The sequence below is a fragment of the Hydrogenophaga sp. genome, from assembly GCF_026125825.1.
Classification (GTDB): domain Bacteria; phylum Pseudomonadota; class Gammaproteobacteria; order Burkholderiales; family Burkholderiaceae_C; genus Hydrogenophaga.
In genome coordinates this window covers 1-26,724 of the sequence record NZ_JAHCKK010000002.1, presented here as the reverse complement: position 1 = coordinate 26,724, position 26,724 = coordinate 1, and the positions used below count along the sequence as shown (strand labels likewise).

The 26,724-nt window shown below is 69.2% G+C and carries 24 protein-coding genes; 5 read left to right on the top strand and 19 right to left on the bottom strand.

Annotated features, from left to right (window positions below):
* Positions 1-12 precede the first annotated feature (12 nt).
* From KIT86_RS01350 to mltG, 3 genes are read right to left on the bottom strand one after another with little or no spacing between them, the layout of a single operon-like run.
* Complete coding sequence (locus tag KIT86_RS01350) at positions 13-1,038, bottom strand: DNA polymerase III subunit delta' (protein ID WP_297394252.1); 1,026 nt, start codon at positions 1,036-1,038, stop codon at positions 13-15.
* The gene (gene tmk / locus KIT86_RS01345; RefSeq protein ID WP_297394250.1) at positions 1,035-1,697 is read right to left on the bottom strand and encodes a dTMP kinase; all 663 of its coding nucleotides are present in this window, start codon (positions 1,695-1,697) and stop codon (positions 1,035-1,037) included. The genes KIT86_RS01350 and tmk overlap by 4 nt, the downstream gene beginning before the upstream one ends.
* A gap of 31 nt (positions 1,698-1,728) precedes the next feature.
* Positions 1,729-2,721: an endolytic transglycosylase MltG gene (gene mltG / locus KIT86_RS01340; RefSeq protein ID WP_297394249.1), complete on the bottom strand. Its 993-nt coding sequence runs from the start codon at positions 2,719-2,721 to the stop codon at positions 1,729-1,731.
* 89 nt (positions 2,722-2,810) lie between these two features.
* Here mltG and KIT86_RS01335 point away from each other — a divergent pair, with 89 nt between their 5' ends.
* Together KIT86_RS01335 and KIT86_RS01330 are read left to right on the top strand one after the other, a co-directional pair.
* Positions 2,811-3,755, top strand: a complete 945-nt coding sequence (locus tag KIT86_RS01335; RefSeq protein WP_297394248.1) for a folate-binding protein — start codon at positions 2,811-2,813, stop codon at positions 3,753-3,755.
* A gap of 18 nt (positions 3,756-3,773) precedes the next feature.
* A complete protein-coding gene (locus KIT86_RS01330; protein ID WP_297394246.1) occupies positions 3,774-4,631 on the top strand; it encodes an NRDE family protein in 858 nt (285 codons plus the stop codon).
* A gap of 13 nt (positions 4,632-4,644) precedes the next feature.
* Here KIT86_RS01330 and KIT86_RS01325 read toward each other — a convergent pair whose 3' ends face one another.
* Positions 4,645-5,502: a YbgC/FadM family acyl-CoA thioesterase gene (locus KIT86_RS01325; RefSeq protein WP_297394244.1), complete on the bottom strand. Its 858-nt coding sequence runs from the start codon at positions 5,500-5,502 to the stop codon at positions 4,645-4,647.
* Positions 5,503-5,509: 7 nt separating this feature from the next.
* The gene (locus tag KIT86_RS01320; protein ID WP_297394243.1) at positions 5,510-6,493 is read right to left on the bottom strand and encodes an alpha/beta hydrolase; all 984 of its coding nucleotides are present in this window, start codon (positions 6,491-6,493) and stop codon (positions 5,510-5,512) included.
* Between the two features lie 103 nt (positions 6,494-6,596).
* Between KIT86_RS01320 and KIT86_RS01315 the strand changes: the two genes are divergently transcribed.
* Positions 6,597-7,733: an iron-containing alcohol dehydrogenase gene (locus KIT86_RS01315; RefSeq protein WP_297394241.1), complete on the top strand. Its 1,137-nt coding sequence runs from the start codon at positions 6,597-6,599 to the stop codon at positions 7,731-7,733.
* Here the strand turns inward: KIT86_RS01315 and KIT86_RS01310 are convergent, their stop codons facing one another.
* The 5 genes from KIT86_RS01310 to KIT86_RS01290 all read right to left on the bottom strand — a co-directional run bounded on the left by KIT86_RS01310 (position 7,734) and on the right by KIT86_RS01290 (position 14,074).
* Entirely contained in the window at positions 7,734-8,669 is a 936-nt protein-coding gene (locus KIT86_RS01310) for a rhodanese-related sulfurtransferase (protein WP_297394239.1), read from the bottom strand. It lies immediately after the preceding gene.
* A gap of 60 nt (positions 8,670-8,729) precedes the next feature.
* A complete protein-coding gene (locus tag KIT86_RS01305) occupies positions 8,730-9,824 on the bottom strand; it encodes a patatin-like phospholipase family protein (RefSeq protein ID WP_297394238.1) in 1,095 nt (364 codons plus the stop codon).
* Positions 9,825-9,864: 40 nt separating this feature from the next.
* Positions 9,865-10,698, bottom strand: a complete 834-nt coding sequence (locus KIT86_RS01300; protein WP_297394236.1) for an HDOD domain-containing protein — start codon at positions 10,696-10,698, stop codon at positions 9,865-9,867.
* 82 nt (positions 10,699-10,780) lie between these two features.
* On the bottom strand, positions 10,781-11,608 hold the full coding sequence (locus tag KIT86_RS01295) for an HDOD domain-containing protein (protein ID WP_297394234.1): 828 nt from the start codon (positions 11,606-11,608) through the stop codon (positions 10,781-10,783).
* 93 nt (positions 11,609-11,701) lie between these two features.
* On the bottom strand, positions 11,702-14,074 hold the full coding sequence (locus KIT86_RS01290; protein ID WP_297394232.1) for a Tex family protein: 2,373 nt from the start codon (positions 14,072-14,074) through the stop codon (positions 11,702-11,704).
* Between the two features lie 98 nt (positions 14,075-14,172).
* Between KIT86_RS01290 and KIT86_RS01285 the strand changes: the two genes are divergently transcribed.
* Positions 14,173-15,234 (top strand): DUF72 domain-containing protein, encoded by a 1,062-nt coding sequence (locus KIT86_RS01285; protein ID WP_297394230.1) that lies wholly within the window; start codon positions 14,173-14,175, stop codon positions 15,232-15,234.
* On the opposite strand, the gene KIT86_RS01280 is transcribed toward KIT86_RS01285, so the two are convergent.
* Together KIT86_RS01280 and KIT86_RS01275 are read right to left on the bottom strand one after the other, a co-directional pair.
* The gene (locus KIT86_RS01280; RefSeq protein WP_297394228.1) at positions 15,208-16,593 is read right to left on the bottom strand and encodes an MFS transporter; all 1,386 of its coding nucleotides are present in this window, start codon (positions 16,591-16,593) and stop codon (positions 15,208-15,210) included. The genes KIT86_RS01285 and KIT86_RS01280 overlap by 27 nt on opposite strands.
* A complete protein-coding gene (locus KIT86_RS01275; protein ID WP_297394226.1) occupies positions 16,590-17,804 on the bottom strand; it encodes a multidrug effflux MFS transporter in 1,215 nt (404 codons plus the stop codon). The genes KIT86_RS01280 and KIT86_RS01275 overlap by 4 nt, the downstream gene beginning before the upstream one ends.
* 124 nt (positions 17,805-17,928) lie before the next feature.
* Between KIT86_RS01275 and KIT86_RS01270 the strand changes: the two genes are divergently transcribed.
* Positions 17,929-19,722: a monovalent cation:proton antiporter-2 (CPA2) family protein gene (locus tag KIT86_RS01270; protein ID WP_297394225.1), complete on the top strand. Its 1,794-nt coding sequence runs from the start codon at positions 17,929-17,931 to the stop codon at positions 19,720-19,722.
* Between the two features lie 137 nt (positions 19,723-19,859).
* Here the strand turns inward: KIT86_RS01270 and KIT86_RS01265 are convergent, their stop codons facing one another.
* From KIT86_RS01265 to KIT86_RS01235, 7 genes are all read right to left on the bottom strand, one after another.
* Positions 19,860-20,417 carry a methylated-DNA--[protein]-cysteine S-methyltransferase gene (locus KIT86_RS01265; RefSeq protein WP_297394223.1) on the bottom strand — a complete coding sequence of 186 codons (558 nt, stop codon included), beginning with the start codon at positions 20,415-20,417 and terminating at the stop codon, positions 19,860-19,862.
* Positions 20,418-20,424: 7 nt separating this feature from the next.
* The gene (locus tag KIT86_RS01260) at positions 20,425-21,330 is read right to left on the bottom strand and encodes an SDR family oxidoreductase (RefSeq protein WP_297394221.1); all 906 of its coding nucleotides are present in this window, start codon (positions 21,328-21,330) and stop codon (positions 20,425-20,427) included.
* A gap of 75 nt (positions 21,331-21,405) precedes the next feature.
* Complete coding sequence (locus tag KIT86_RS01255) at positions 21,406-21,864, bottom strand: GNAT family N-acetyltransferase (protein WP_297394219.1); 459 nt, start codon at positions 21,862-21,864, stop codon at positions 21,406-21,408.
* Complete coding sequence (locus KIT86_RS01250; RefSeq protein WP_297394217.1) at positions 21,861-22,796, bottom strand: glutathione S-transferase family protein; 936 nt, start codon at positions 22,794-22,796, stop codon at positions 21,861-21,863. The genes KIT86_RS01255 and KIT86_RS01250 overlap by 4 nt, the downstream gene beginning before the upstream one ends.
* A 20-nt stretch (positions 22,797-22,816) precedes the next feature.
* Positions 22,817-24,466 carry an isovaleryl-CoA dehydrogenase gene (locus KIT86_RS01245; protein ID WP_297394215.1) on the bottom strand — a complete coding sequence of 550 codons (1,650 nt, stop codon included), beginning with the start codon at positions 24,464-24,466 and terminating at the stop codon, positions 22,817-22,819.
* On the bottom strand, positions 24,450-25,505 hold the full coding sequence (locus tag KIT86_RS01240) for a fatty acid desaturase family protein (RefSeq protein WP_297394213.1): 1,056 nt from the start codon (positions 25,503-25,505) through the stop codon (positions 24,450-24,452). The genes KIT86_RS01245 and KIT86_RS01240 overlap by 17 nt, the downstream gene beginning before the upstream one ends.
* 16 nt (positions 25,506-25,521) lie before the next feature.
* Positions 25,522-26,538, bottom strand: a complete 1,017-nt coding sequence (locus KIT86_RS01235) for an NADP-dependent oxidoreductase (protein WP_297394211.1) — start codon at positions 26,536-26,538, stop codon at positions 25,522-25,524.
* Between the last annotated feature and the right edge of the window lie 186 nt (positions 26,539-26,724).

Below are 26,724 nucleotides of genomic sequence, written 5' to 3'. Positions count from 1 at the left end.
TGAGGCCCCGCATCAACCGCTTCGCGCCACGCCGCTGGCCAGGACTTGCCGCGTGCGTGCCGCCCAGGCCTCCTGCATCAGCCCTGCGTTGTAGGGGTGCTCGACCGAGCGCGCGGCGGTCATGAGTTCACGTGACCATTGCGCCAGCGCGCCCCAGCGGGGCGTGGGAGGAAGTTGCTCGGTCTGGAAGAACCGCGCGGGCGCCCCGGCCGCGCGCGCCATGAGGTCGTGGCACAGCTTTTGAAGCACGGCCAGTTGCTGGGCGGGAGGCCAGCCATTGAGGGTGCCCCAGTCGCCCCGTGCCAGCGCCTGCGGCAGTTGGGCCCAGGTCGCGCCCTGCAGTCCGGTGGCGGCCCAGGCCAGGGCATCTTGCGGCCGGCCGCCCGCGGCCTGCAGCCACACGGCGGCCTGGGCGCGGTCCGCCGCCTTGTGGCCGTCGGCCGCCTGCTGCACGAGCCAGTCCAGGGCTTCGGCCTCCTCGGGCCACCCCATGGTGTGGGTCTGGCAACGGCTGCGGATGGTGGGCAGCAACTGGTGCGCGGCCTCGGTGGAGAGCACGAAGCGCACTTCCCCGGCCGGCTCTTCCAGCGTCTTGAGCAAGGTATTGGCCGACTCGATGTTCATGCGCTCGGCCGGGTGCACCAGGATCACCTTGGTGCGCCCGCGTGAGCGGGTGAACTGCGTGAAGCCCACCGCCTCGCGCGCCGCCTCCACCCGGATGAGTTTGCTTGCCTTGCGCTTCTTGTCGTCGATTTCCTTCTGCGCGCCTTCGTCCAGCGGCCAACCCAGCTCAAGGCTGAGGGTTTCGGGCATGAGCGCGCAGAGGTCGGCATGGGTGCGCACGTCGATCGCATGGCAGCTGCCGCATACCCCGCAGGCCCCGTCCGCGCTGGGCTGCTCGCACAGCCAGGCGCGCGCCAGCGCCAGCGCCAGATCGTATTGGCCCAGGCCCGAGGGGCCGGAGAGCAGCAGGGCGTGGCCACGCTGGGCCAGCAGGCTGCGAAGCTGCTTCTGCAGCCAGGGTGCGAGCTGGCTCATGCGTTGACCTGCGCGGGTTGGAGCCAGCCGCGGTGTTCAAACGCCTGCCGCACCTGCTGCCACACCGCGGCCTTGGGCTGGTCGGAGTCGATGCGGGCAAAGCGCCCGGGAGCGCCTTGCATGCGCTGCGCATAGCCCGCTGCGACCCGCTCGAAAAAGGCCTGCGGCTGCGACTCGAAGCGGTCTGGCACGCGGGCGGACGCCAGGCGCTGCGCCGCCACGGCCGGCGGCAGATCGAACCACACCGTGAGGTCGGGCTGGCGCAGCGCATCGGTGCCTGGCTGCGCCTGCACCCAGCGCTCCAGTTGCCGCAGCACCTCCAGGTTGAAGCCGCGGCCGCTGCCCTGGTAGGCGAAGGTGGCGTCGGTGAACCGGTCGCACAGCACCACCTCGCCGCGCGCCAGCGCGGGCTCGATGACCTGCAGCAGGTGATCGCGGCGTGCCGCAAACATCAGCAGGGCTTCGCTCAACGGGTCCATGGCGTCGTTCAGCACGAGTTCGCGGAGCTTTTCCGCCAAGGGGGTGCCGCCGGGCTCGCGGGTGAGCGCGACACGGCGGCCCGCCGCACCGAAGGCGTCGGCCAGCGCGGCGATGTGGGTGGACTTGCCCGCGCCGTCGATGCCTTCGAAGGTGATGAAGAGTCCGGCGGCGGAATGCATGTGCGGAAATCGGGTGAGCGCCTGGGCGGAATCAGCGACGCAGGATGTAGCGCTGGACCGCTGCATTGTGCTCTTCGAGGGTCGCGCTGAACTGGCTGGAGCCGTCGCCGCGCGAAACGAAATAGATGGCGTTGGTTTCCTGGGGGCGCACCGCCGCCAGCAGCGACGCCATGCCGGGAATGGCGATGGGCGTGGGCGGCAGGCCGGCGCGGGTGTACGTGTTGTAGGCCGTGTCGGTCTGCAGGTCGACGCGGCGCAGGTTGCCGTCGAACCGCTCGCCCAGGCCGTAGATCACCGCCGGATCGGTCTGCAGCCGCATGCCGATGCGCAGGCGGTTGGAGAACACCCCCGCGACGCGCCGCCGGTCGCTCTCCAGGCCGGTTTCCTTTTCGACGATGCTGGCCAGGATGAGCGCTTCATCGGGCGTGCGCAGCGGCGAAGCCGGGTCGCGCTGCTCCCACACCTGGGTCAGGCGCTGCTCCATGGCCTGCGCCGCCTGGCGCAACACGCTGGAGGCCGGCGCACGCGTGACCACGCGGTACGTGTCCGGAAAGAAGCGCCCTTCGGGGTGCCGGCCCGGGTACCCGATCAGGGCCATGATGTCGTTCTGGCTCATGCCCTCGATGTCCTGCGTGAGGTCGGGCGACGAGCGCACGGCCTGCAGCACCTGGCGGATGTTCCAGCCTTCCAGCAGCGTGATGCTGCGCAGCGCCTGTTCGCCACGCACCAGCTTGGACAGCAGCGTGCGAGGCGTCGTGCCGGGAGCGATTTCGTAGGTGCCGGCCTTGATGTCGCGGGCCTGGCCTGAAAAGCGGAACCAGGCGTACAGCAACTGCGAAGGCGTGTTCACGCCGGAGGCCTGCAATCGGTCGGCCACCGTCTGGGCCGAGGCGCCGGGTTCGATCGTGACCAGCAGCGGGTTCTGAGCCGACGAGCTCGGCGCCAGGGTCAGCGGTTGCTGAAGCCACCACATGCCGCCCGCAGCCAGCAGCATGCCCAGCAACAGGGACACAACCAGCAACATTTTCAGGAGGCGGATCACAGGCTTGGGCTCGGCAGGGACAAGGCTTGGGGCGGCGGCGGGGAGTCGGGCCGGCCATGATAATCGACGCCATGAGCACCTCGACGATCCCCACCCGCATCCCCGACGGCCTGGCCACCAGCGGCGTTGCCCCTCTGTCGCACCTGGGCGTGATCCGGGTGGACGGCGAGGACGCCGCGAAGTTCCTGCACGGCCAGCTCACGCAGGACTTCGCGCTGCTGGGCCAGTCCGAGGCCCGTCTGGCCGCGTTCTGCTCGGCCAAGGGCCGCATGCAGGCCAGCTTTGTGGGTTTCAAGCGCAGCCCCGAGGAGATCCTGCTGGTGTGCAGCCGAGACCTGCTGCCCGCCACGCTCAAGCGCCTGTCCATGTTTGTGCTGCGCGCCAAGGCCCGACTGAGCGACGCGAGCGAGGCCTATGCCGTGTTCGGCCTCGTCGGCAGCGCCGTCCCCCCTGCCCTGCCGCCCGCCCTGTGGACCCAGTGGCGCGACGGCGAGGCCAGCGTGGTGCGCCTGTACCCGGCCGAAGGCCTCGAGCGCGCCCTGTGGGTGGCTCCCGCCCAGACCGAGCCCCCGTCGGGCAACGCCCTGGCGGCGTCGCTGTGGCAGTGGCTGGACGTTCGCAGCGGCGTGGCAACCTTGAGCCAGCCGGTGTTCGAAGCCTTTGTCCCGCAGATGCTGAACTTTGAATCGGTCGGCGGCGTGAACTTCAAGAAGGGTTGCTACCCTGGCCAGGAGGTGGTGGCCCGCAGCCAGTTCCGCGGCACGCTCAAACGCAGGGCCTACCTGGTGCATGGCCAGACCCCCCTGGCGGCGGGCCAGGACGTCTTTCACGAAGGCGACCCCGAACAGCCTTGCGGCACCGTGGTCCAGGCCGCGGCCCATCCTTCGGGCGGCTTCGATGCCATCGTCTCCTTGCAGACCAGTGCGGCCGCGCAAGGCAGCCTGCACGCGGGCAGCGCGCAGGGCCCGGCGCTGCAACTGCTGCCCCTGCCCTATCCCCTGCTGGACGACATCTGAGCCCCCGGCGGCAGCGCCATGTGTCTGATCGCTTTCGCCCTGCACGCCGACCCGGCCTGCCCCTTGCTCATCGCGGCCAACCGCGACGAGTTCCTGGACCGGCCGACCGAGGCCCTGCATCGCTGGACCCTGGCCGACGGCACTGAAATCGTGGCCGGGCGCGACCTGCGCGACGGCGGCACCTGGCTCGGGTTGAGCCCTCGCGGCCGGGTCGCCATGCTCACCAATGTGAGGCAGACGCAGGCCCGCCCCGGCCCGCGCAGCCGGGGTGAACTGGTCACGCGCTGGTTGCAGGGCCTGGACGGCGACCAAGCCGAAGACCAGCTGGCCGCGGGCATCGATCCTGGCGCTTACGGTGGCTTCAACCTCGTGGTGGGCGACTTCCACCGCCATCGCTGGAGCTGGCTGAGCAACCGCCATCCGGACGCCCCGTACGAAGCGCGCCCGCCCGAGCTGCACCGCAAGACGCTTGAAGCGGGGGTGTATGGCCTGTCCAACGCAAGCCTGGACACGCCCTGGCCCAAGACGAAGCGCCTCAAGCAGGCGGTGGCCGATGCGCTGGCAGGCGTGAGCACCAGCCGCACCCCGGACGACTGGCTGCAGCCCCTCGCGCGCACCCTGGCCGACCGCGCGCCGGCTGAGGCGCCCGAGCTTCCCTGCACGGGCGTGCCCGACGACATGGAGCGCGCGCTCTCCAGCCCGTTCGTGCACATGCCCGACCGTGCCTACGGCACCCGCAGCAGCCTGGTGGTGAGCGCGCGGCCGGGCGAGGGCCAGGGCTGGGAAGTGCGCATGGACGAATGGACCCACGACCACACGGCACTGAGCCGCCCGTTCGAGGCCGTGCCTCACCGGCGCGAAACGCTGGTCTGGTGAAGACCCGCGCGATTCAGAGCTTGGCGACCATTTCCTGGTGCGGGATGCCCGCCTCCTCGAAGGGCTCGCCTCGCCGCACGAAGCCCAGCCTGGCGTAAAAGCCCTCGGCGCTGCGCTGGGCGTGCAGCATCACCTCGCTGTCGCCGCGCTCGCGGGCCGCGCCCATCAGCGCGAGCAGAACGTCGCGCCCCAGCCGGCTGCCGCGCAGCGAACGCTCCACCGCCATGCGGCCCACGCGAGCCACACCCGGTTCGTGCGGCAGCATGCGCCCGGTGGCCACCGCGCGACCCAGGCGGTTGTAGGCCACAGCGTGCAGTGCGGTCGCATCGGCCTCGTCCCACTCGAGTTCCTTGGGGATGCGCTGCTCCTCCACGAACACCGCCGTGCGCAGACGCTGCGCGTCGGCGCCGAGCTCGCTCCAGGGGCCCACGCGCACCGAGCTCATGATCTCGCCCGCTTCGTAGGCGTTGAGCGCCTCGCGCAGTGCGGGCGGCACCGGGCGGGATTTCTGGGTGGCCGGATCGGCAAACACATAGATCAGTTCGCCGCTGATCAGATGCTCGTCACCGCGAAAAATCGCACCCGTGAAGCTGAGCGACGACGTGCCGATGCGGCTGCACCTGAGGGCCACGTCGATCTGGTCATCCACCCGCGCCGAAGCGTGGAATTCCACCGTGGCCTTGACCACGTACAGATCGCCTTCGAGCTGCGCCATCGTCTCGTGGTACGGCAAGGCCAGGGCGCGCCAGTAGTCGGTGATGGCGGTGTCGAAGTACATCAGGTAGTGCGCGTTGAACACGATTTTCTGCATGTCCACCTCGGCCCAGCGCACGCGCAGGCGGTGGAAGAAGCGGAAGTCGGATCGGGTCATGCTCATCTCAGGCGGCTCCAAAGGCGTTGCGCAGCGCCAGCGCCGCGTGTTGGTGTGCGGTGCGCGCCTGGGGAATGGCGCGACCGAAGTTGATGAAGCCGTGGACGACGCCGGCATAGATCTCCAGGTCCACCGCCACGCCAGCGTGGCGCAGGCGGTCGGCGTACATCACGCCCTCGTCAGTGAGGGCGTCGCATTCGGCCAGTCCGATCCAGGCCGGCGCGACGCCGTCCAAGTCCCGCACGTGGCCGCTTTCGTCGACACCGTCGAGCGGGGCAAAGCGCCAGTCGTCGCGGTCGGCCGCGTCGCGCAGGTAGTGGCCAAAGAAGTAGCGGATGTCCGCTTCCTCGAGCAGGAAACCCTTGGCAAACGTCTTGTGGCTGGCGGTGTCCTGGTGGCCCGCGCAGCCAGGGTAGAACAGGCATTGCAGGGCGAGCGGCCAGCCCGCATCGCGCGCGGCGATGGCGGTCACCGCGGCCAGCGTGCCGCCCGCGCTGTCACCCCCCACTGCGATGCGCGCGCCATCCAGCCCGAGTGCGCCGGCGTGTTCGCGCAACCAGGCCAGGCTGTCCCAGGCGTCGTGCACCGCGGTCGGGAATTTCGCCTCGGGCGCGAGGCGGTAGTCCACCGACAGCACGGCGCAGCCGGCCAGATGGGCCAGTTGGCGGCACAACGGTCCGTGGGTGGCGACACTGCCCACCGTGAACCCGCCACCATGGAAATACAGAAGCACCGGCAGCGGGCTCTGCGACGCGGGAGCGAACAGGCGCGCCGGCAGTGCGACGCCATCGCGCGCGGGAATGCGCAGGTCTTCCACGCGGGCCAGGGGGTGCGAGGGCACTTCCAGCACGCCGGCACCCGCTTCATAGGCCGCCTTGGCCTGATCCGGTGGCAGGGCATGCAGCGGCGGGTGCCCGGCGCGGGCGATGCGGTCGAGCACGCCGCGCATCATGGGGGTGAGCAGGTCGTGGGGATCGGGCACGGAGGACATGGCATGCGATTGTGGCTGTCTTTTGCGCGACCCGTGCGGGCACCGCGCCATAGGCAAGGCCCCGGGTCAACCGTATAGTTTTCCTCGCACCACGGAGACCCGCATGGCCCAGATTCTTTACGTCACCAACATCCTGATCGAATTCGGCGCGCTGGCGCAACTGAAGGCGGAGTGCGAGCGCGTCGGCATCACCCGCCCGCTCATCGTCACCGATGCGGGCGTGAAAGCCGCGGGCCTGCTCGACCGGACACGGGCCGCCCTGCCCGGCCTTGCGCCCGAGGTGTTCGACCAGACACCGTCCAACCCGACCGAAGCGGCCGTGCGCGCCGCCGTCGAGGTCTATCGGCAAGGCGGTTGCGACGGCCTGATCGCGCTGGGTGGCGGCAGTGCGATCGATTGCGCCAAGGGCGTGGCGATCGCCGCCACGCACGAAGGCCCGCTCAAGACCTACGCCACCATCGAAGGGGGTTCACCGAAGATCACCGACCGCGTGCCGCCCCTGATCGCCGTGCCCACCACCGCCGGCACGGGCAGCGAGGTGGCGCGCGGCGCCATCGTGATCGTGGACGATGGCCGCAAGCTGGGCTTCCACAGCTGGCACCTGGTGCCCAAGACCGCCTTGCTCGACCCCGAACTGACACTGGGCCTGCCGCCCTCGCTCACCGCCGCCACCGGCATGGACGCCATTGCCCATTGCATGGAAACCTTCATGGCACCGGCCTTCAACCCGCCGGCCGACGGCATTGGCCTTGACGGCCTGCAGCGGGGCTGGTCGCACATCGAGCGCGCGACCCGTGACGGCCAGGACCGCGAGGCGCGCCTGAACATGATGAGCGCCTCCATGCAAGGTGCGATGGCTTTTCAGAAGGGGCTGGGCTGCGTGCATTCGCTCAGCCACAGCCTGGGCGGCGTGAACCCGCGCCTGCACCACGGCACGCTCAATGCGGTGTTCCTCCCCGCCGTGATCCGCTTCAACGCCGAAGCCGATTCCATGAAGAAGGACAACCGCCTGCAACGCATGGCCCACGCCATGGGCCTTGCCCAGGGCAGCGACGTGCCCGAGGCCGTCAGGGAGATGAGCCGCCGTCTTGGCCTGCCCGGTGGCCTGGCCGCCATGGGGGTCACGCCAGATCTGTTCGACCGCGTGATCGAAGGCGCGCTGGCCGACCACTGCCACAAGACCAATCCTCGCCTGGCCAGCGTGGACGACTACCGCGCGATGCTCGAGGCGTCGATGTGATCAGCTCGCCTCGGGCATGCGCGCGCCCACGTGCACCTCGCCGCGCGCCTCGGCCAGCTCCACCTGGCGCTGGCGCTCGGCCAGGCGGGCTTTCTCCTCCGGAGTGCGCTGGTCGTGGCAATGGGCGCAACTCACCCCCTTGACGTAATGGGGTGAGGCTTTTTCCTCCGGGCTCAGCGGCCAGCGGCACGAACGGCAGAGCTCGTGCGGGCCGGGCACCAGCCCGTGGCCCACGCTCACGCGCTCGTCGAACACGAAACACTCGCCTTCCCAGCTGCTTTGCTCAGGCGGCACTTCTTCCAGGTACTTGAGGATGCCGCCTTCGAGGTGGTAGACCTCGTCGAAGCCGCGCATCTTCATGAGCGCGGTCGACTTCTCGCAGCGGATGCCACCGGTGCAGAACATGGCCACCTTGGGCTTGCGGCCTTCGGTCTGCAAGGCCGGCTGCGCGTCCAGCCAGGCCGGCAGTTCGGTGAAGGTCTTGATGTTCGGGTTGATCGCTCCCCGGAAGGTGCCGATCGCCACCTCGTAGTCGTTGCGCGTGTCGATCAGCAGCACGTCCGGATCGGCCAGCAAGGCGTTCCAGTCCTGCGGTTTCACGTACTGGCCCACGGTCTGGTTCGGGTCCAGTCCGGGCACGCGCAGGGTGACGATCTCCTTCTTCAGCCGCACCTTCATGCGGTGGAATGGCGGGTGCTCGCTCCAGGAGGCCTTGTGCTGAAGTGAGGCCAGGCGAGGGTCGGCGCGCAGATGCGCCAGCACCGCCAGCACGCCCTCTTGCGGGCCGGCGATGGTGCCATTGATCCCCTCGCGTGCCAGCAGCAGCGTGCCTTTGACGCCATGGGCCTCACAGCAGGCCAGAAGCGGATCACGCAGCTCGGCGTGGTCCGGCAGGTCAACGAACTGGTACAGGGCGGCGGTGAGAAAGGCAGGCATGGGTGCGATTATCCCGCGCAGCTCGGGCAGGTGCTCGCTGGCGCCCCCGCGAAGCCGCCACTACAGAGGCTCGATGCGCGAGAGGTCGGGCTTGTCCAGCCACTGCGCGAACTCATCGGCCAGTTCGCGGGCGGCACTGGTCGCGCCGTTCCAGGCCTTCATGCGCGCGGGCAAGTCCTGCCCGTAGCGGCTGAAGTCATCCCGGTCGGGCAGCTTGCCGTTGGGCAGTTGCTGCACCCACGCCGGATCGGGTGCGATCACCAGCATGGCGTCCAGCGCCGGGCTGCTGCGGTGGCGCCCTTTCCAGGCCTTGTCGAGCCAGCCGGGCACCACCGCCTTCTGGAAGTGGGGGTACAGCACGATGGGCGAGGCCGCTGGCGGCTGGTATTGCAGGTGCAGGTGGTAGTCGGTGAGCCCGCCGTCCCAGTAGGTGCCGGGGGGCGCGCCCGCGATGTTGCGCACCGGGCGCAGGATGAACGGGATCGAGCAGCTCGCCTGCAGCGCATCCATGAAGTTGTCGGCGAACATGGGCACCTGCCGCGTGCGGTAGTCCAGCGTGGCAAAAGGCAGCGGGCTGACCCCGCCCGAGCCGGGCGGCACCGACGAGAACACCACCCGCTCCAGCCACGCGCCAAGCGCCTTGCGGTGCAGTGCATTGGCGGTGAAGGCGCCCAGGTAGCCCAGCGGCGTGCGCAGGTGGCCCTCGTGCCGCAGCAGCAACCGCCCGCGCGAGGTGACGATGTGCAGGCGGTAGCGGGGGTGGTGCAGCGCCTCTTCCACGCGGCCGCCGTAGAACAGCTGCAGGTTTTCGCCAAAGCGCTGGCTGATCTGGCTGGCCGTCGGCCGCTTCTGGCCCGCAGGCAGTTCGTAGTGCTGGGCGATGTAGTCCCGCTCCAGCCGCTCGAAGGCCTCCACGGGCCGGTTCAGGCACGCGGTGGCCATGCGCCAGGCGCCGATGGATGCACCGACGAGGTGCACGGCGTGGTCGCTGCGCGGCAGCCAGTCGCCAAACAGGAAGCGATCGATGGGGCCGAGGATCAGACCCTTGGGGCCACCGGCTGCGGCGGGGATGATGCCGACGTCGTGGGGACGCAGGCCATGTTGTTCGATGTGCCGCCGGGCCGTGGGGCCGGCGTAGAGACGGAGCGCGGGCATAGGGCTGCGATTGTCGCGCAGCGCCTCAGGTTCCAAAAGATCAGTTCGGCTCGGACGCCTCGGTGACTTCCGAGTGACGGGAAATCGACGGAATTTCCTCGGCCACTACGGTGTCGGGGTCGATGCCCAGCACCAGGCCGACGGGGTCCGGGTAGGTGTTGATCAGCAGCTCCGAGCGCATCTGCTGCTCCTCGGCGCGCGCGCGCCAGGAGCCGATGTGGATCACGCCGGCGATGGGCTCGTACACGTCGTTGTCGAATGGCGCGGTCTGGTGCAGGATCGCGTTGATCATGCGCTTGGGGAAATGCCAGTCGCGCGCCAGCGCCGCGCCCACCTCGGCGTAGCTGTAGCCGAAAAGGCCGCGCTCGGCCTTCGCGCGCTTGAGATCGAGCATGGGCACGCTGCGGTCGAGGTCGATCATGGCCTCGGGCATGCCCACGTGCATCACGAGTTCGCCGATGCCGTGGATCAGGCCGGCCGTGAAAGCGGTGCTCTCGTCCATCTTGATCGGCAGCGCGATGTAGCGCGAAAGATTGGCCGTGTTCAGGCTGTAGCGCCAGAACTGGTTGAGGTTGACGCCGCCCACGGTGTGGAAGCCTTCGCCGAGCGAGGCGGCAATCACCAGCGCGCGCACCTTGATGAGGCCCAGCACATTGATGGCGTCGCGCGCATTGCTCACCGAGCGGTGCAACCCGAAGAAGGCGGAGTTCGCGGTCTTCAGCAGCTTGGCGGTGAGCACCGGATCGTCTTCGATCAGCGAGGCCGCCAGCATGGCATCCACGTCTTCCTTGTCGAAGGTCTCGATCAGCTTGCGCACCACCTTGGGCGCAGACGGAAGTGCATTCGGTTGCTTGAGGAGCTTTTCGAGTTGCATGGTGACCTGCCTTTGCTGAGACGTGACTGCAAGAAAGTTGTCCCTTGGTCATCGTCGCAAAGGCGACGCACTTTAGAACTTTTCAGTCAATGAATGCGCTGAGGGCCTGGCTGAACGACCACTCCGTGGGATCTTTGCCCAGCACGCTGTCCAGGTCCAGGCCGAGGCTGAGGCCCACCATGTCGGGGAAGGTGGCCACCAGGCCAGCTTCGTCGAGCTGGATTTCCTCCGCGCGGGCGCGCCAGGAGGCCAGGTGCAGCACGCCGCCGAGCGCGTCGTACACCTCGCCTTCAAAGGGCGCGGTCTGGTGCTTGAGGGCGGAGACGATGGTGGTGGGAAACTGCCACTTCTCGGCCATGCCGGCGCCGACCTCGGCATAGGTGTAGCCCAGCACCGATCGCTCCACTTCGGCGCGGCGCAGATCCAGCGGCGGTGTGCCCATGTCGATGGGGCCAATCACATCGGGCATGGCAATGTGCATGATCAGGTCGCCGATGGCGTGCACCAGGCCGGCGGTGAAGGCATTGCCTTCGTTCTGGCGCAGCAGGCTGGCCAGCGAGCGCGAGATGTCGGCCACGCGCAGGCTATAGCGCCAGAACTGGACCATGTCCACGCCGGGCACGTTCTTGAAGCTTGAACCCAGCGCCGCGGCCATCACCAGCGAACGGACGTGTGTCATGCCGAGCAGGGCCACCGCCTCCTCCGCGCTGCCGATCTGGCGGCTGACGCGGAAGAAGGCCGAATTCGACAGGCGAAGCACGCGGGTGGTGAGCGCGGGATCGTGCGCCACGAGGCTGGCGACCCGCTTGGGGCTGGGATCTTCCTTGTTCATCTCGGCCAGCAGGTCCGAGACGGTGCGCGACATGGCAGGCAGGGCGCGCGGGTAGTTCAGGAGGGCTTCGAGGTCCATGGGGTGAAGGCCGTGCGTGCAGAGGAATTTCCGATTTCCCTCCTTATCGGCGGCCTGGCCGGGGACTTGAGGCCTGAACTCGGGGCGTGCGGGTCAGGCGCCCTTTTTCAGTTTGGCGAAGGCCGAGGCCATGGCTGAGGGCGCCGGCGGCGAGGCCGGGCCGCTGGAGCGGCCGTGTCCGCGCGTGGCCTCGAATCGGTTGTCGCGCGGCCCGTCGCGGCGGGCTGGCGCGGCATCGAGCTTCATCGACAGGCCGATGCGCTTGCGCGCGACGTCCACCTCCATCACCTTGACCTTGACGATGTCGCCGGTCTTGACGATCTCGCGAGCGTCGTTCACAAACTTGTGCGACAGCTGGCTCACATGCACCAGACCATCCTGGTGCACCCCCAGGTCCACGAAGGCGCCGAATTGCGCCACGTTGCTGACCGTGCCTTCCAGGACCATGCCCTCTCGCAGGTCGCTGATGTCGTCCACGCCTTCGTTGAAGCGAGCCACCTGGAAGTCCGGGCGCGGGTCGCGGCCGGGCTTTTCCAGTTCGCCCAGGATGTCCTTGACCGTGATGACACCGAAGCGTTCGTTGGCGAAGAGCTCGGGCCGCAGGGTCTTGAGCATGTCGGCGCGGCCCATCAGTTCGGCCACCGGCTTGCCGGTCTTCTCCATGATCTGCTCGACCACGGCGTAGGTCTCGGGGTGCACGCCGGTCATGTCCAGCGGGTTCTCGCCACCGCGGATGCGCAGGAAGCCCGCGCTCTGTTCAAAGGTCTTGGCGCCCAGGCCGGCCACCTCCATGAGCTGCTGGCGGCTCTTGAAAGCGCCATGCGTCTCGCGCCAGCGCACCACGGCTTTGGCCACGCTGCCGGAGAGGCCGGACACGCGCGCGAGCAGCGGCACGCTGGCGGTGTTGAGGTCCACACCCACGCCGTTCACGCAATCTTCCACCACGGCATCGAGGGTGCGCGCGAGCTCGCTCTGGTTCACATCGTGCTGGTACTGGCCCACGCCGATGCTCTTGGGATCGATCTTCACGAGCTCGGCCAGGGGGTCCTGCAGGCGGCGCGCGATGCTCGCGGCGCCGCGCAGACTCACGTCCACATCGGGCATTTCCTGCGAGGCGAACTCGCTGGCGGAATAGACCGAGGCGCCCGCCTCGCTGACCACGACCTTCTGCACGCCCGTGAGGTTGGCTTTCTCCAGCAGCTTGATGAGGTCGGCGGCGAGCTTGTCGGTCTCGCGGCTGGCGGTGCCGTTGCCGATGGCGATCAGGTTCACGCCGTGCTTGCGGCCCAGCAGCGCCAGGGTGTGCAGCGCACCGTCCCAGTCGCGCCGGGGCTCGTGCGGGTAGACCGTGGCGGTGTCGACGAGTTTGCCGGTGGCATCGACCACCGCCACCTTCACGCCCGTGCGGATGCCGGGGTCCAGGCCCATCACGACCTTGGGGCCGGCCGGTGCGGCCAGCAGCAGGTCGCGCAGGTTGTCGGCGAACACCTTGATCGCCACCGCTTCGGCGCTCTCGCGCAGGCGGGCGAACAGATCGCGCTCGCTGGAGAGCGAGAGCTTGACGCGCCAGGTCCAGGCGACGCACTTGCGCAGCAGGTCGTCGGCGGCGCGGCCCTTGTGGCTCCAGCCCAGGTGCAGGGCGATGCGGCCCTCGGCCAGCGAGACCACGGGCGCGGCCTTGCCGGTGGTGGCGGGCGCCATCTCCGGCTCGGGCAGCACCAGCTTGGCATCCAGGATTTCCAGCGCACGGCCACGGAACACGGCCAGCGCGCGGTGCGAGGGCACGCGCGCGATCGGCTCGTCGTAATCGAAATAGTCACGGAACTTGGCCACCTCGGGCGCGTTCTCGTCCTTGCCGCTGACCAGGGTGCTCTTGAGCAGGCCTTCGGACCAGAGCCATTCGCGCAGGTTCTGCAGCAAGGCGGCGTCTTCGGCCCAACGCTCGCTCAGGATGTCTCGCACGCCGTCGAGCACGGCCGGCACGGTGGAGAAGTCGGCGCCGGGCTTGCCGTCGTCCAGCACCTCCGGTGGGCGGGTGAAGGCGGCGGCTTCGGCCGCCGGGTCCAGCGTGGGGTCGGCGAAGAGCTTGTCGGCCAGCGGCTCGATGCCGAACTCGCGCGCAATCTGGCCCTTGGTGCGGCGCTTCTGCTTGAACGGCAGGTAGAGGTCTTCCAGTTCCTGCTTGGTCGGCGCGGCGGCGATGGCCGCGCGCAGCGCGTCGGTGAGCTTGCCCTGCTCGTCGATGCTCTTGAGCACCGAGGCGCGCCGGTCTTCGAGTTCGCGCAGATAGTCCAGGCGGTACGACAGCTCGCGCAGCTGGATGTCGTCCAGCCCGCCCGTGGCTTCCTTGCGGTAGCGCGCGATGAAGGGCACTGTCGCCCCCCCATCCAGCAGCTCGACCGCTGCGAGCACCTGCCGTTCTTCAACCCTGATTTCTGTGGCGATCTGCCGGATGATCTGCTGCATGCACCGTCGATGTGAAAACAAGAAGCGCGCGAGTTTGCCACAGCCGTTGGGGCTACCATGCCAGGTGTTTGTGGTAGGCATCCGCCGCTGTTTCCACCATGCAAGACGACCTGTTCGGCGCCCCGCCCTCACCTCTTGAGCCACCCGCCCCGGCACCCGCGCCAGCTCAGCGCAAAAAGCTGTCGCGGGTGAATCCCCTGCCGCCCGATGCCGCCTTGCAGGCACTGGCCGCCGCCTTGCCAGCGCGCGTGCGGCTGGGCACCTCGTCGTGGACCTACCCGGGTTGGGCCGGCCTGGTGTGGGACACCGAATACCCCGAGTCGCTGCTGTCCAGGGAAGGCCTTCGCGCCTATGGACAGCACCCGCTGATGCGCTCGGTGAGCGTGGATCGCAGCTTCTACCGCCCGCTCACGCAAGACCAGTACGCCCGCTTCGCGGCCCAGGTGCCGGACGACTTGCGCTTCGTGGTGAAGGCCCCCAGCCACGTGACCGACGCGCTCGTGCGGGGGGAGGATGGCCGGGGCGTGCAGCCCAATCCGGCGTTCCTCGACCCGGCGCTGGCCACGCAGGACTTCGTGGCGCCCGCGCTCGCGGGGCTGGGGCACAAGGTGGGTGCGCTGGTGTTCCAGCTCAGCCCCCTGCCGCGGCACTTGCTGCACAACCTGCCGCTGGTGCTGCAACGATTGCGCCAGCTCCTGCGGGCCCAGCCGGCGCTGGCACCCACCGCGCCCGACGGCGTGCTGGCGGTGGAGGTGCGCGACCCGCAGTGGCTGCACGAGCCCTTTGTGCGCGAGCTGGCCGCCGTGCTGCGCGAGAGCGGCGCCACCTGGTGCCTGTGTCTGCACGCCAAGATGCCGCGCCTGGCCGACCAACTGCCCCTGCTGCGCCTGCTCTGGCCCGGTCCCATGATCTGCCGCTGGAACCTCAATCCGCTGCACGGCGCCTACGGCTATGAAGACGCCCAGCGCGAGTACAGCCCCTACGACCGCATCCACGACGTGGACCATGACACGCGCGACCTGCTGGTGCGCACCATGGCGGGCATCGCGGGCGCCGGGCAGAACGTCTACGTGACCATCAGCAACAAAGCCGAGGGCTGCGCGCCGCTGTCGGTGCGGGCGCTGGCCGAAGGTTTAGCGAGCCGCCCTCACGCGCAGTGAGCTGCTCAGCCCGGCGAGCAGCGCGCAACCTGCAGCCAGGCAAAGCGCGATCGTTTCGGCCCGTCCGTCGTGCTGGTTCCAGACCGCGAAGATCGCCGCCAGGATGACCGCGCCCAGCGTCTGCCCCGTCAGCCGCGCCGTGCCCAGCATGCCGCTGGCCGCGCCGCTGCGGTGCACCGGTGCGGTGGTCACGATGGTGTGGTTGTTGGGCGACTGGAACAGCGCGAACCCCGCGCCGCACAAGGCCAGGCGCCAACCCATCTCGAAGCTGGTGGCGTGTTCGGGGCGCAGGCCCACCAGGAGCAGGCCGGTGGCGAACACCACCATGCCGATGCCCCCTAGCCAGCCCGCAGGGTATCGGCCGATGAGGCGGCCGGCGATCGGCGCCACCACCACGGTGGCCAGCGGCCAGGCCGTCATGATCAGGCCGGCGTCCATGTGCGAGCGGCCCTGCACCTCCAGCAGCAGGAACGGCAGGCTGAGGAAGGCCAGCATCTGCGCGCAGAAGGCCCCCAGCGACGAGCCCATGGACAGCGCAAACACGGGCATGCGCAGCAGGTCCAGCGGAAACAGGGGGGCCGTCAGGCGGCTCTGGCGGCGCAGATAGACCAGGCCCACCGCCACGCCGGCGGCCAGCAGGGCCCAGCCCAGCGCCGGGGCGCTGTGCGCGGCGCCGCTGCGCACGCCCAGGTAATCCGCGCCGATGAAGACCAGCGTGAACATGAGCACGTTGAGCGCCACGTCGATCAGCGAGAACTCGGGTGCTGCCCCCTCGCGCGTGGGGTTGTGGGGCAACGCGCGCCGCCCCATCCACAGCGTGAGCAGGCCCAGCGGCAGGTTCAGCGCGAACAGCCACGGCCACGACGCCACCGACAGGATGGCTGCGGCCACCGCAGGACCGGCCATGGTCGAGGTGGCCACCACCATCGAATTGAGCGCGATGCCGCGCCCCAGGCGCGCGCTCGGATAGACCAGGCGCACGAGTGCGGTGTTCACGCTCATGATGCCGGCCGCGCCCAGCCCTTGCAGCGCGCGCGCCGCGGTGAGCATGGCCAGGGAGTCGGCCAGCATGGCGGCCACCGAGGACAGCACGAACAGGAGCATGCCGACCAGATAGACACGGCGGTAGCCCAGCCGGTCGCCCAGGGCGGCCAGTGGCAGCAACATCACCAGCGAGGCGATCTGGTAGGCGTTGACCACCCAGATCGCCTGCGCCGCCTCCGCCTGGAGCTGTCGCGCGATCCCGGGAAGGGCGAGGTTGACAATGCTGCCGTCCATCACCGACATGGCGATGCCGAGCACGATCACCAGCACGGCCTTGCCGCGCTGGGGCGATGGCAGACCGTCCTGCGCGGTCACCCGCGGGCCTCGGCCGCGAGGTGGTTCGTGGGGTCGCCCGAGAGCGTGATCCAGGTCAGCGCCACGCCGATCAGCGCGCCGGTGGCCATGCCGACCACCATGGGCAGGGGCTTGCCGGTGGCAAACAGGCTCACGATGCCCATCGCGGCCGCGCCGCCCAGCATCTGCAAGGTGCCCAGCAGCGCCGAGGCGGTACCGGCAATCGCGCCGTGCTTCTCCAGCGCAAGCACCGAGGTGGTGGGAATGACCAGGCCCATGAAGGCGCTGGCGATGAAATACAGAATGATCAGCACCACGAGCTGATCGCCTCCCGCGAGGTAGTACGCCAGCATCAGCGCCATGACGAGACCCGAGGCGGAGGCCGCCACCTTCACCAGCCGCACCAGGCCGAAGCGCTGGCCGAGCATGCCGGTGAACTGCGAGGCGCCGATGAAGGCGATGGCGTTGAGCGAAAACGCCAGGCTGTACTGCGTGGGCGTGAGGCCGTAGTGGTTGATGAGCACGAAAGGCGAGCCGGCCAGGTAGACAAAGAACCCGGACATGGCCGTGGCGCCGATGCCCACCAGGCCCAGGTAATGCCAGTCGCGCAGCAGCAAGGCGTAGGCGCGCAGCGCACTGCCCAGGCTGCTTTCGACGCGCTCGGCCTCGGTGCGCGTTTCCTGCAGCGTGGCGTAGACCAGGGCCAGCCCGGCCACCGAGGCCAGCGCCACGGCCCAGAACACGCCGCGCCAGCCGGTCAGTGCGATCACGCCGCTGCCCGCCAGAGGAGCCAGGATGGGCGAGACGCTGAACACCAGCATCAGCAGCGACATCAGGCGCGCGGCGTCGGCGCCGGTGTGCAGGTCGCGCACGACGGCGCGCGGAATCGCCATGCCGGCGGCCGCGCCCAGGCCTTGCAGGAAGCGCAGCGCCACCAGGGTCTGGATGTCGGTGGCCAGCGCGCAGCCGATGCTCGCCAGGGTGAAGAGCCCCAGGCCGAAGTACAGCGGCGGCTTGCGGCCCACCATGTCGGACACCGGGCCGTACAGCAGTTGGCCCACACCCAGGGACAGGAAAAACGCGGTCAGGCTGAACTGCACGGCACCCACTTCGGCGCCCAGGCTGCGGCCGATGTCGGGCAGCGCTGGCAGGTACATGTCGATGGCGAAGGGGCCGATGGCGGAGAGCAGGCCCAAAATCAGGGCCATCTTGAGGTAACGGGTAAAGAACATCCCCTATTGTCGCCAGCGCGCGAAGGCTTTGCCGGGGCACGGTTGGGCTGTTCTGGTGTAAGGGCGCTCGCGCTGCGTCACAATTTCGCCTCTCACCCCCCTCACTTTCCCTCGGAGACCCCCCATGGCCGTTGAAGGCAGCGCAGGCGACCTGCTCAAAGTCGTGACCCTGCTGGGCGCAGCGGTGGTCGCCGTGCCCCTGTTCAAACGCATCGGGCTGGGTTCGGTGCTGGGCTACCTGGCGGCAGGCCTGGCCATCGGGCCGTTCGGCATGGGCCTGATCAGCGACCCGGCCACCATCTTGCACACCGCCGAACTCGGGGTGGTGATGTACCTCTTCGTGATCGGGCTGGAAATGCAACCCTCTCACCTCTGGAGTCTGCGCAAGGCCATCTTCGGCCTGGGCAGCCTGCAGGTGGTGGTGTGCGGCTTGCTGCTCACGGGGGTGGGCCTGGCCTTTGGTTTCCCGCTGGGCGTGTCGTTCGTGAGCGCCATGGGCTTCGTGCTGACCTCCACCGCCGTGGTCATGCAACTGCTGGGCGAGCGTGGCGACATGGCCCAGCCGCGCGGGCAAAAGATCGTCGCCATCCTGCTGTTCGAGGACTTGCTGATCGTGCCGCTGCTGGCCGTGGTGGCCTTCATGGCGCCGCCCGACATCGGCGGTCCGGTGGCAGCCACCTCGTCGCGCTGGGGGGCGATCGGCCTGGGCCTGGGCTCGCTGGTGGCCCTGGTGGCTGCGGGGGTGTGGCTGCTCAACCCCCTCTTCCGCATTCTGGCCAATGCCAAGGCGCGCGAGGTGATGACGGCGGCCGCCCTGCTGGTGGTGCTGGGCGCGGCCCTGCTGATGCAGGTGGGTGGTCTGTCCATGGCCATGGGCGCATTCCTCGCGGGCGTGCTGCTCTCCGAGTCCACCTTCCGCCACCAGCTCGAGGCCGACATCGAGCCCTTCCGGGGCCTGCTGCTGGGCCTGTTCTTCCTGAGCGTGGGCATGTCGCTGGACCTCGCGGCCGTGGCCAGCAACTGGCCCCTCATCGTGGCCGGCGTGGTGGCCATGATGGTGGTCAAGGCGCTGTGCATCTACATGGTGGCGCGCTTGGCGCGCAGCTCGCACGCCGACGCGCTGGACCGCGCCGTGCTCATGGCCCAGGGAGGTGAATTCGCCTTTGTGCTGTTCGCCGCCGCACTCGGCGCGAAGGTGATCGACCCGGTGGTCAACGCCAACATGACCGCCATCGTGGTGCTGTCGATGGCGCTCACCCCGCTGGTGGTGCTGGTGCACCGGCGCTTTTCGGCCCAGGATGCGGGGGTGTCCATGGACGGGATCGAGACCGTGGCCGACCGGGCAGCGAGCGTGCTGGTGATCGGTTTCGGGCGCTTCGGCCAGATCGCCAGCCAGGGCGTGATCGCCCGGGGCGCGAGCATCACCATCATCGACAACAACGTGCAGATGATCCGGGACGCCGAGGCGTATGGTTTCAAGGTGTACTACGGCGACGGCTGCCGCGCCGACGTGCTGCACGCCGCTGGCGCGCACGCCGCGCAGGCCATCCTGGTGTGCCTGGACAACAAGGAAGCCGCCACCCGCATCGCCGAGCTGGCCAGGACCGAATTCCCGCACGCCGAGCTGTTGGTGCGCGCCTTCGACCGCGAGCACGTGCTCGAACTGCGCAAGGCCGACGTGAGCTACCTCGTGCGCGAGACCTTCGAGTCGGCCATGGCCATGGGCCGCCAGGCCGTGCTCACGCTCGGTGCCGCCGAGGAAGAAGCCGACGAGGTGATGGAGCACCTGCGCCGGCGCGATGCCGAGCGCATGGACCTCGAGGCCGCCGGGGGCCTCTTTGCCGGCCGCCAGCTGGTGCTGGGCAACCAGGTGAAGAAGCAGCAGGCCCAAGCCCAGGACGCCCAGGCCCCGGCCTGAGCGCTCAGGGGCGGACGGCTTCGACGCTGTTGCCGTCGGGGTCGATCAGGAAGGCTGCGCAGTCGGTGGGGCTGTAGTCGGGCCGCAGCGGTACTCCACCACGCGAACCGCGCCGGCCAGCATCTCGGTGGCCGTGATCACGGCGCCTCCGCGTCGAACAGCCCGGGCTCGTTGCCGATGCGCGCGCGCTCGATCTCCAGCATGCGCAGCTTGGTGGGCACGCCACTGCCGCCGGAGAATCCGCCCGATCGCCCACCCGCCGCGAGCACGCGGTGGCAGGGCACGATGGGGGCGAAGGGGTTGTGGCCCATGGCCTGCCCCACCGCGCGCGCCAGGCCGGCATCGCCCAGGGCCTCGGCCAGTTCGCCGTAGGTGCGCGTCTGGCCGGGAGGTATCGCGCGGGCCAGCGCGTACACCTCACGCTGGAATGGGGTAAGGCCACTCATGTCGAGCGCGATCTCGCGCAGATCGCTGCGCGAGCTGCCAGCGAGCAAGGCCTGGACACCCTCGATGGCGGCCTGCACAGGCGCGGGCGGGTCGGCGACCTCAGGCAGCGGCGCGAGCCCCTTGAGCAGCCGCGCCCGCGTGCGCGCGGCATCGGCTTCGGGCAGCTGCACCGCCACCACCCCGTTGGGCCCCCAGGCGATGCCGATCGCGCCGATGGCCGTCTCGAACAGCGTGTGGCCGCCGTCCATGGCGATCTCAGGCGCGGCGCAGCGCCGCCCGCAGGCCGGCCCCGATCTCGGGGCGTTCAAGGAAGGGATCGGCCGGGTTGGTCTGGTTGACGATGCCTTCCATGCGCGCCCGCACGTTGCCCAGCGCGCGCGGGTGGCTGAAGATGTAGAAGCGGTCGGCGCTGATGGCGTCGAACACCAGCTGCGCCACCTCTGCGGCCGAGACCTTGCCCGAACCCACGGCCTTGTCGGTCATGGCCTGACCGATGAGCTGGCTTTGCGTGGCTTTTTCGTCGGCCATCTCGGCCGGTCGGTTGCGGTGGCTCTGGTTGATGCCGGTGGGCACAAAGTAAGGGCAGAGCACGCTGGTGCTGAGCTGGTCGCTCACCAGTTTCAAGTCCTGGTAGAGCGTCTCGGTCAGGCTGACCACGGCGTGCTTGCTCACGTTGTAGATGCCCATGTTGGGCGGCGTGAGCAGGCCCGCCATGCTGGCGGTATTGACGATGTGGCCCCGCCAGTTCGGGTCCTTGCTGGCGGCCGCGAGCATCATGGGCGTGAACAGGCGCACGCCGTGGATCACCCCCCAGAGGTTGACGCCCAGCACCCATTCCCAGTCGCGAACCGAGTTTTCCCAGACCAGGCCGGCCGAGCCCACACCCGCGTTGTTGAAGACGAAGTGGGGCGCGCCGAATCGCTGCTCGACCAACGCGGCCAGGGACTCCATCTGCTCCTTGCTGGAGACGTCGACGCGCCGCGAGAGCACGGGCACGCCGGTGGCTTCGATCTCGGCGGTGGCCTTGTCCAGCGCGTCCTGCTGCACGTCCACCAGCACCAGGTTCATGCCCAGTTTCGCGCCGATGCGCGCGCATTCGAGGCCGAAGCCCGAGCCCGCGCCGGTGAGCACCGCTGTTTTGCCCTTGAAGTCCTGAATCATGGATGTCTCCTGTCGTTGAATTCGTTCACCCCCATGGGACCGGCTTGGCCGGGCCGCTGGTGTGCGCCCCTGGGGTCAGTTTCTTACCATCTCGATGTGATCGATACCGTCCTCGATGTAGATCTCGCTGGCCGGCGCGAAGCCGTGCTGGCGGTAGAAGGCTTCCAGGCGGGCCTGCGCACCGATGCGGATGGGCTGCTCACCCCAGAGGCCGTGCAAGGCCTGCACCGCTTCACGCATCAGGGTGTGGCCCAGGCCGCCGCCACGGGCAGCGGGCTGCGTGACCACGCGGCCGATGCTGGCCTCGGTGAATTTCAGGCCGGCCGGTACCAGGCGGGCGTAGGCGGCCAGCGTGCCGTCCGCTTGCTCACCCAGCAGGTGAAAGCACTGCGGGTCCGCGCCGTCCATGTCCTGGAAGATGCAGGTCTGTTCCATCACGAAGACTTCGGTGCGAAGCTGCAGCAAGGCATAGAGCGTGCGGGCTCGAAGGGCGTCAAAAGGCAGGCAGCGCCAGGTCAGGGTCGGGGAGCTCAAGCGCGCACTTCCCTCAACACGTAGCCGATGCGCGGGAAGTGAACGTGCAGGCGCCCGGCGCGCTCATCGGTGCGCTCCAGGGTGTAGCGGGTGCGCGTGGCCGCGCGCAGGATGCCTTCGGTGGGTTCCGGCCCAAAGGACTCGGCGGCCACGGTCACGCGGCTGCCCAGGGCGATGCCGTGTTCGTCCTGGAACACGTCGTCGGTCAGCGGCACGGGCTCGGCGGCGGCGGCGATGGCAATCGCATCGCTGGACGTGATCTTGGTGGCGGTGCCGTGGCCAATCGCGGCCATGCGGTCCAGCCATTCGATCACGTGGGGCGTGGCATCCAGAATGCCGGCCATCGCCGGGTTGACCACGCGGCTGAACCACAACGGATGGTAGGCGGCGAAGTCGGCCACGCAAGGCGCATCGCCCAGCAGGAAAGCCTGCGCCTCCACCATGGTGGAGAGGCGGCGCAGGTAGCTGCGGTAGGCGGCGGCGGCATCGCCTGGGCGCAGGCTGGTCATGCCGCCGCGCATGGCGCCGCGGTCGGCGGCAAAGGCCTGGGCGGCTTCGGGCGGCTGGCCGGCGAACAGCGCGGCCGCGCCCTTGGGGCTGAGGTTGTAGGCCATGGCCGCCCAGAACAGCGTGCTGTCGGCCCACTGCGCCAGCACGCGCGCCACGCCCTTCTGGTGCTCGGGGTAGAGCGCGGGCGTGGGCTGCCGGTGCTCCAGCACGTCGCCGATCAGCGCGGTGTCGCAGTAGATGTCGGCACCGATCTGGAGGAACGGCGTGCGGCGGTAGCCGCCGGTGAGCGCCACCACGTCGGGCTTGGGCATGATGCGCGGGATGTTCACGCTCTGCCAGGCAAGGCCCTTGTGGCCCAGCATGAGGCGCGCCTTCTCGGAGAACGGCGAGGTGGCGTAGTGGTGGAGGATGAGGTCGGACATCATGGGCCTTGAAGAGTTGTTCAGCGCGGCATGGCTCGCGCGATGATGGCATCGAAATCGGTGCCCGCGCCGAGCGAACCGAAGCTGTGCCCCCATTGCCCGCCCAGGCGCGACTCGCAGAAGGCGCCGAAGACGGCCGAAGGCGCGGTCTGCGCCAGCAGCGCGGCCTGCACGGCCAGCGCCACATCCTGCGCGAGGCGGCGGGCTTCCATCTCGGTGGCCATCTCTTCCACGCGCGCAGGCAGGCGCTGCGCCAGGTGATCGAGCGCCGGGTGCATGCCGCGCGCGGGCGCCAGTTCCTGGGCCAGCGCGGCGGCGGCATCGGCCTTGCGCAAGGCGCGCAACAGGTCCAGCGCCATGATGTTGCCCGCGCCTTCCCAGATCGAGTTGAGCGGCATCTCGCGGTAGATGCGCGCCATGACGCCCTCGCCGCCCTCCTCCACGTAGCCATTGCCGCCCAGGCATTCCATGGCCTCCTGCGCGAAATGGCTGCCGCGCTTGCAGATCCAGAACTTGGCCACGGGGGTGAGCAGGCGCGTCATCACCTGTTCGTGCGGGTCGCCCCCGCGGTCGAAGCTGCGCGCCAGCCGCAGCGCCAGCGCGGTGGCGGCCTCGGACTCCAGCGCCAGATCGGCAAGCACGTTCTTCATCAGGGGCTGGTCGATCAACGCCTTGCCGAAGGCCTTGCGCTGCGTGGTGTGGTTCAGCGCAATGGACAGCGCCTGGCGCATCAGGCCGCTGGTGCCCAGTGCGCAGTCCAGCCGCGTCATGGTGCCCATGGCCAGAATCTGCGGCACGCCACGCCCCTCCTCGCCCACCAGCCAGGCGCTGGCGCCCACGAACTCCACCTCGGAACTCGCGTTGGCCTTGTTGCCCAGCTTGTCCTTCAGGCGCTGGATGAACAGCTGGTTGAGCGTGCCGTCGGGCAGCACGCGCGGCAGGAACAGGCAGGACAGGCCGCTGGCGGTCTGGGCCAGCACCAGGAAGGCGTCGCACATCGGGGCCGAGAAAAACCACTTGTGCCCGGTGACGGTGTAGCGCTGGCCCCAGGCGTCGGTGCCGGCGGGTTCCGCGTGCGTGGTGTTCGCGCGCACGTCGGAGCCGCCTTGCTTTTCCGTCATGCCCATGCCCATGGTCAGGCCGGGCTTGTCGCGCCACACCTTGAGTGCCGGGTCGTAGCGGCGGCTGGTGAGGCCGGGCGCCCAGTCCTGGTAGATGGCGGGGTTGTCCTTGAGCGCGGGCGCCACCGCGTAGCTCATGGAGATGGGACACAGGACGGATGGCTCCAGCTCGGTAAAGAGCATGAAGCCGGCCGCGCGCAGCTGGTGGGCGTGGCCGGTGGCCTGCTGTTCGGCCGAGAACGCGGTCCCGTGCAGGCCTGCGCCCACCGCCGCCGCCATCAGCGCGTGGTAGCTCGGGTGGAACTCCACCTGGTCGATGCGGTGGCCAAAGCGGCTGTGCGTCTTGAGCTGCGGCGTGTGCACATTGGCCAGGCGGGCGTGGGCCTGCATCCCGGCGCTGCCCACCGTGGCGCCCAGCGCCTGCAGGGGCGCCGTGTCCAGGGCCGGCGCATTGAATTTCAACGCCGCCTGCATCGGCCGGTTGCCGTCGAACAGGTTCACATCCACCAGCGGCTCGGGCTGGTTGAAAACATCATGCGTGGCGGGCATCTCGGGGTCTCCTCGGGGCAAAGATCCGGCGCCAGGTGTCGCGCAGGTCGCGCACCTCGGCGGCATCCAGCGCGCCCCGTTCGCGCAGCAACTGGTGCAAGCGCGGCAGGTGGTAGTGCGGCACGGCCGGGTACAGGTGGTGTTCCAGGTGGAAGTTCACATGGTGCGGGAACAACAGCGCACGGCCCAGCCGATTGGCCAGCGAGCCGCTGGTGCGGTTGCAGCGCGCCGCGGTCAGCGGCGAGGACAGGTCGGTCACCGCGCCGTGCTCGCAGATTGCGCGCAGTCGAAGGATGGGCTGCAGCACCGTGGCCAGTGGCAGCAGCCACAGCGCCGCGTACATCAGCAGGCCCTGCGCACCACCCCAGGCCAGGGCCGCCATCGGCGCGGCGAGCTGGAAGGCCACCACCAGCCAGCGGTCCTGCCGCGCGGCGGCGCGCAAGGCGGGCGAGGTGTCGTCCAACGGACGGATTTCGCGCCGGGTGTCGTCGTTGATGGCGGGCGCGCCGAAGAAGTAGGCGTAGGTCTTCCACGCATTGAGGCCCAGCAGGTCCTGGCCGAGCTTGCGCAGCAGGTAGGCGCGCCCGCGCGGGTAACCGCCGTGGATGGCGGTGTCCGGGTCGTCCTCGGTGTAGAGGTGGTTGTGGTGCAGGCGGTGCGTGACGCGGTAGGTGCACATCGACAGGCCCACGGCCATGCCCATCAGCCGACCCAGGCCTTCGTTGGCCCAGCGCGCGGCAAACAGGCGGTAGTGGGCCGCCTCGTGGATCAGGATGAAGACCGCATGCTGCGACACGCCGAGCACCAGCACGCTCAGCATCATCCACGGGCTGGGCCAGGTGAGCACGCCGAGCGCCACGGCCGCGGCGATCCAGCCCAGGGTCTGCGCGATCGCCAGCAGGGAACGCGCCGTGGACAGCCGGGTCAGCGGTGCCAGCTCGGCCGTGCTGAGCAGGCGGCGCGCCTGCGCGTTGCGCACGCCCGGCGCCCGCAGGTCCTGGCGGAACTCTTCACCTGGCTGCTGGCTCGGCGTGAGCACGCGCGACCCCGCTGGATCAGATCAGCTTGACGAGCTGCTTGCCGAAGTTCTTGCCTTTGAGCAAGCCCATGAAGGCCTCGGGCGCGGCGGCCAGGCCCTGGGCCACGGTTTCGCGCGGCCGCAGCTTGCCGGTGCCCACCAGCGTGCCCAGTTCGGTCAGGGCCTCGGGCCAGACTTCCATGTGCTCGCTGACGATGAAGCCCTCGACTTTGAGCCGGTTCACCAGGATCAGCGCGGGGTTGGCCAGTGGCAGCGGCTGGCCGTCGTAGCCGGCGATCATGCCGCACACGGCGATGCGGCCGAAGGCGTTCATGCGCAGCAGCACGGCGTCGAGCACCATGCCGCCCACGTTCTCGAAGTAACCGTCGATGCCTTTGGGGCACACGTCCTTGAGCGCCTTGGCCAGCGAGTAGGCATCCTTGTGCTGCTTGTAGTCGATGCAGGCGTCGAAACCCAGCTCTTCCACCGCGTACTTGCACTTGTCAGGCCCGCCGGCAATGCCGACGGCGCGGCAGCCGCGTGCCTTGGCCAGTGCGCCGAAGGCGCTGCCGACCGCCCCGGTGGCAGCGCTCACCACCACCGTGTCGCCGGCCTTGGGGTTGATGATCTTCACCAGGCCATACCAGGCGGTCACGCCGGGCATGCCGACCGCGCCGAGATAGTGCGACAGCGGCACGTGGGTGGTGTCCACCTTGCGCAGCGCGCCGGGCTGGCCGGCATCGACCACGCTGTATTCCTGCCAGCCGCCCATGCCCACGACCTTGTCGCCGGGCTGGAACTTGGGGTGCTTCGATTCGACGACCTCGCCCACGGTGCCGCCGATCATCACCTCACCCAGCGGCTGCGACGCGGCGTAGCTCTTGCTGTCGTTCATGCGGCCTCGCATGTAGGGGTCCAGGCTCAGGAAGTGGTGTCGCACCAGCACCTGGCCGTCTGCCAAGGCGGGAGTCTGGCTGGTGACCAGTTTGAAGTTGGCCACCGTGGCTTCGCCTTGTGGGCGGTTGTCGAGCAGGATCTGTTGGTTGGCGGGCATGGTGTTTCTCCGGGGTCAATAAAAGTTACAAGGTGGCGCGTTGAGCGTGTGTGGGCATGCGAGGCGGCGGGAAGCGACGCAGGGCGGCATGCAGATCAATCGGTCCGGATGCGGTTGAGGGGTTGCGCGCTGCCCGGCCCCGTGGCCAGGCGCGGCATGAGCTTGAAGGTGCCGGTGGCGTGCGCG

Bases quoted from the DNA above. Each gene is read 5' to 3' on its own strand.
- KIT86_RS01320 (WP_297394243.1), bottom strand. From the start codon at position 6,493: ATGTCCTCCGTGCCCGATCCCCACGACCTGCTCACCCCCATGATGCGC.
- KIT86_RS01270 (WP_297394225.1), top strand. From the start codon at position 17,929: ATGGCCGTTGAAGGCAGCGCAGGCGACCTGCTCAAAGTCGTGACCCTG.
- mltG (WP_297394249.1), bottom strand. From the start codon at position 2,721: ATGTTGCTGGTTGTGTCCCTGTTGCTGGGCATGCTGCTGGCTGCGGGC.
- KIT86_RS01310 (WP_297394239.1), bottom strand. From the start codon at position 8,669: ATGCCTGCCTTTCTCACCGCCGCCCTGTACCAGTTCGTTGACCTGCCG.
- KIT86_RS01295 (WP_297394234.1), bottom strand. From the start codon at position 11,608: ATGGACCTCGAAGCCCTCCTGAACTACCCGCGCGCCCTGCCTGCCATG.
- KIT86_RS01350 (WP_297394252.1), bottom strand. From the start codon at position 1,038: ATGAGCCAGCTCGCACCCTGGCTGCAGAAGCAGCTTCGCAGCCTGCTG.
- KIT86_RS01325 (WP_297394244.1), bottom strand. From the start codon at position 5,502: ATGACCCGATCCGACTTCCGCTTCTTCCACCGCCTGCGCGTGCGCTGG.
- KIT86_RS01245 (WP_297394215.1), bottom strand. From the start codon at position 24,466: ATGCCCGCCACGCATGATGTTTTCAACCAGCCCGAGCCGCTGGTGGAT.
- KIT86_RS01250 (WP_297394217.1), bottom strand. From the start codon at position 22,796: ATGTCCGACCTCATCCTCCACCACTACGCCACCTCGCCGTTCTCCGAG.
- KIT86_RS01330 (WP_297394246.1), top strand. From the start codon at position 3,774: ATGTGTCTGATCGCTTTCGCCCTGCACGCCGACCCGGCCTGCCCCTTG.
- KIT86_RS01260 (WP_297394221.1), bottom strand. From the start codon at position 21,330: ATGATTCAGGACTTCAAGGGCAAAACAGCGGTGCTCACCGGCGCGGGC.
- KIT86_RS01315 (WP_297394241.1), top strand. From the start codon at position 6,597: ATGGCCCAGATTCTTTACGTCACCAACATCCTGATCGAATTCGGCGCG.
- KIT86_RS01275 (WP_297394226.1), bottom strand. From the start codon at position 17,804: ATGTTCTTTACCCGTTACCTCAAGATGGCCCTGATTTTGGGCCTGCTC.
- KIT86_RS01265 (WP_297394223.1), bottom strand. From the start codon at position 20,417: ATGGACGGCGGCCACACGCTGTTCGAGACGGCCATCGGCGCGATCGGC.
- KIT86_RS01235 (WP_297394211.1), bottom strand. From the start codon at position 26,538: ATGCCCGCCAACCAACAGATCCTGCTCGACAACCGCCCACAAGGCGAA.
- KIT86_RS01300 (WP_297394236.1), bottom strand. From the start codon at position 10,698: ATGCAACTCGAAAAGCTCCTCAAGCAACCGAATGCACTTCCGTCTGCG.
- KIT86_RS01305 (WP_297394238.1), bottom strand. From the start codon at position 9,824: ATGCCCGCGCTCCGTCTCTACGCCGGCCCCACGGCCCGGCGGCACATC.
- tmk (WP_297394250.1), bottom strand. From the start codon at position 1,697: ATGCATTCCGCCGCCGGACTCTTCATCACCTTCGAAGGCATCGACGGC.
- KIT86_RS01335 (WP_297394248.1), top strand. From the start codon at position 2,811: ATGAGCACCTCGACGATCCCCACCCGCATCCCCGACGGCCTGGCCACC.
- KIT86_RS01285 (WP_297394230.1), top strand. From the start codon at position 14,173: ATGCAAGACGACCTGTTCGGCGCCCCGCCCTCACCTCTTGAGCCACCC.
- KIT86_RS01290 (WP_297394232.1), bottom strand. From the start codon at position 14,074: ATGCAGCAGATCATCCGGCAGATCGCCACAGAAATCAGGGTTGAAGAA.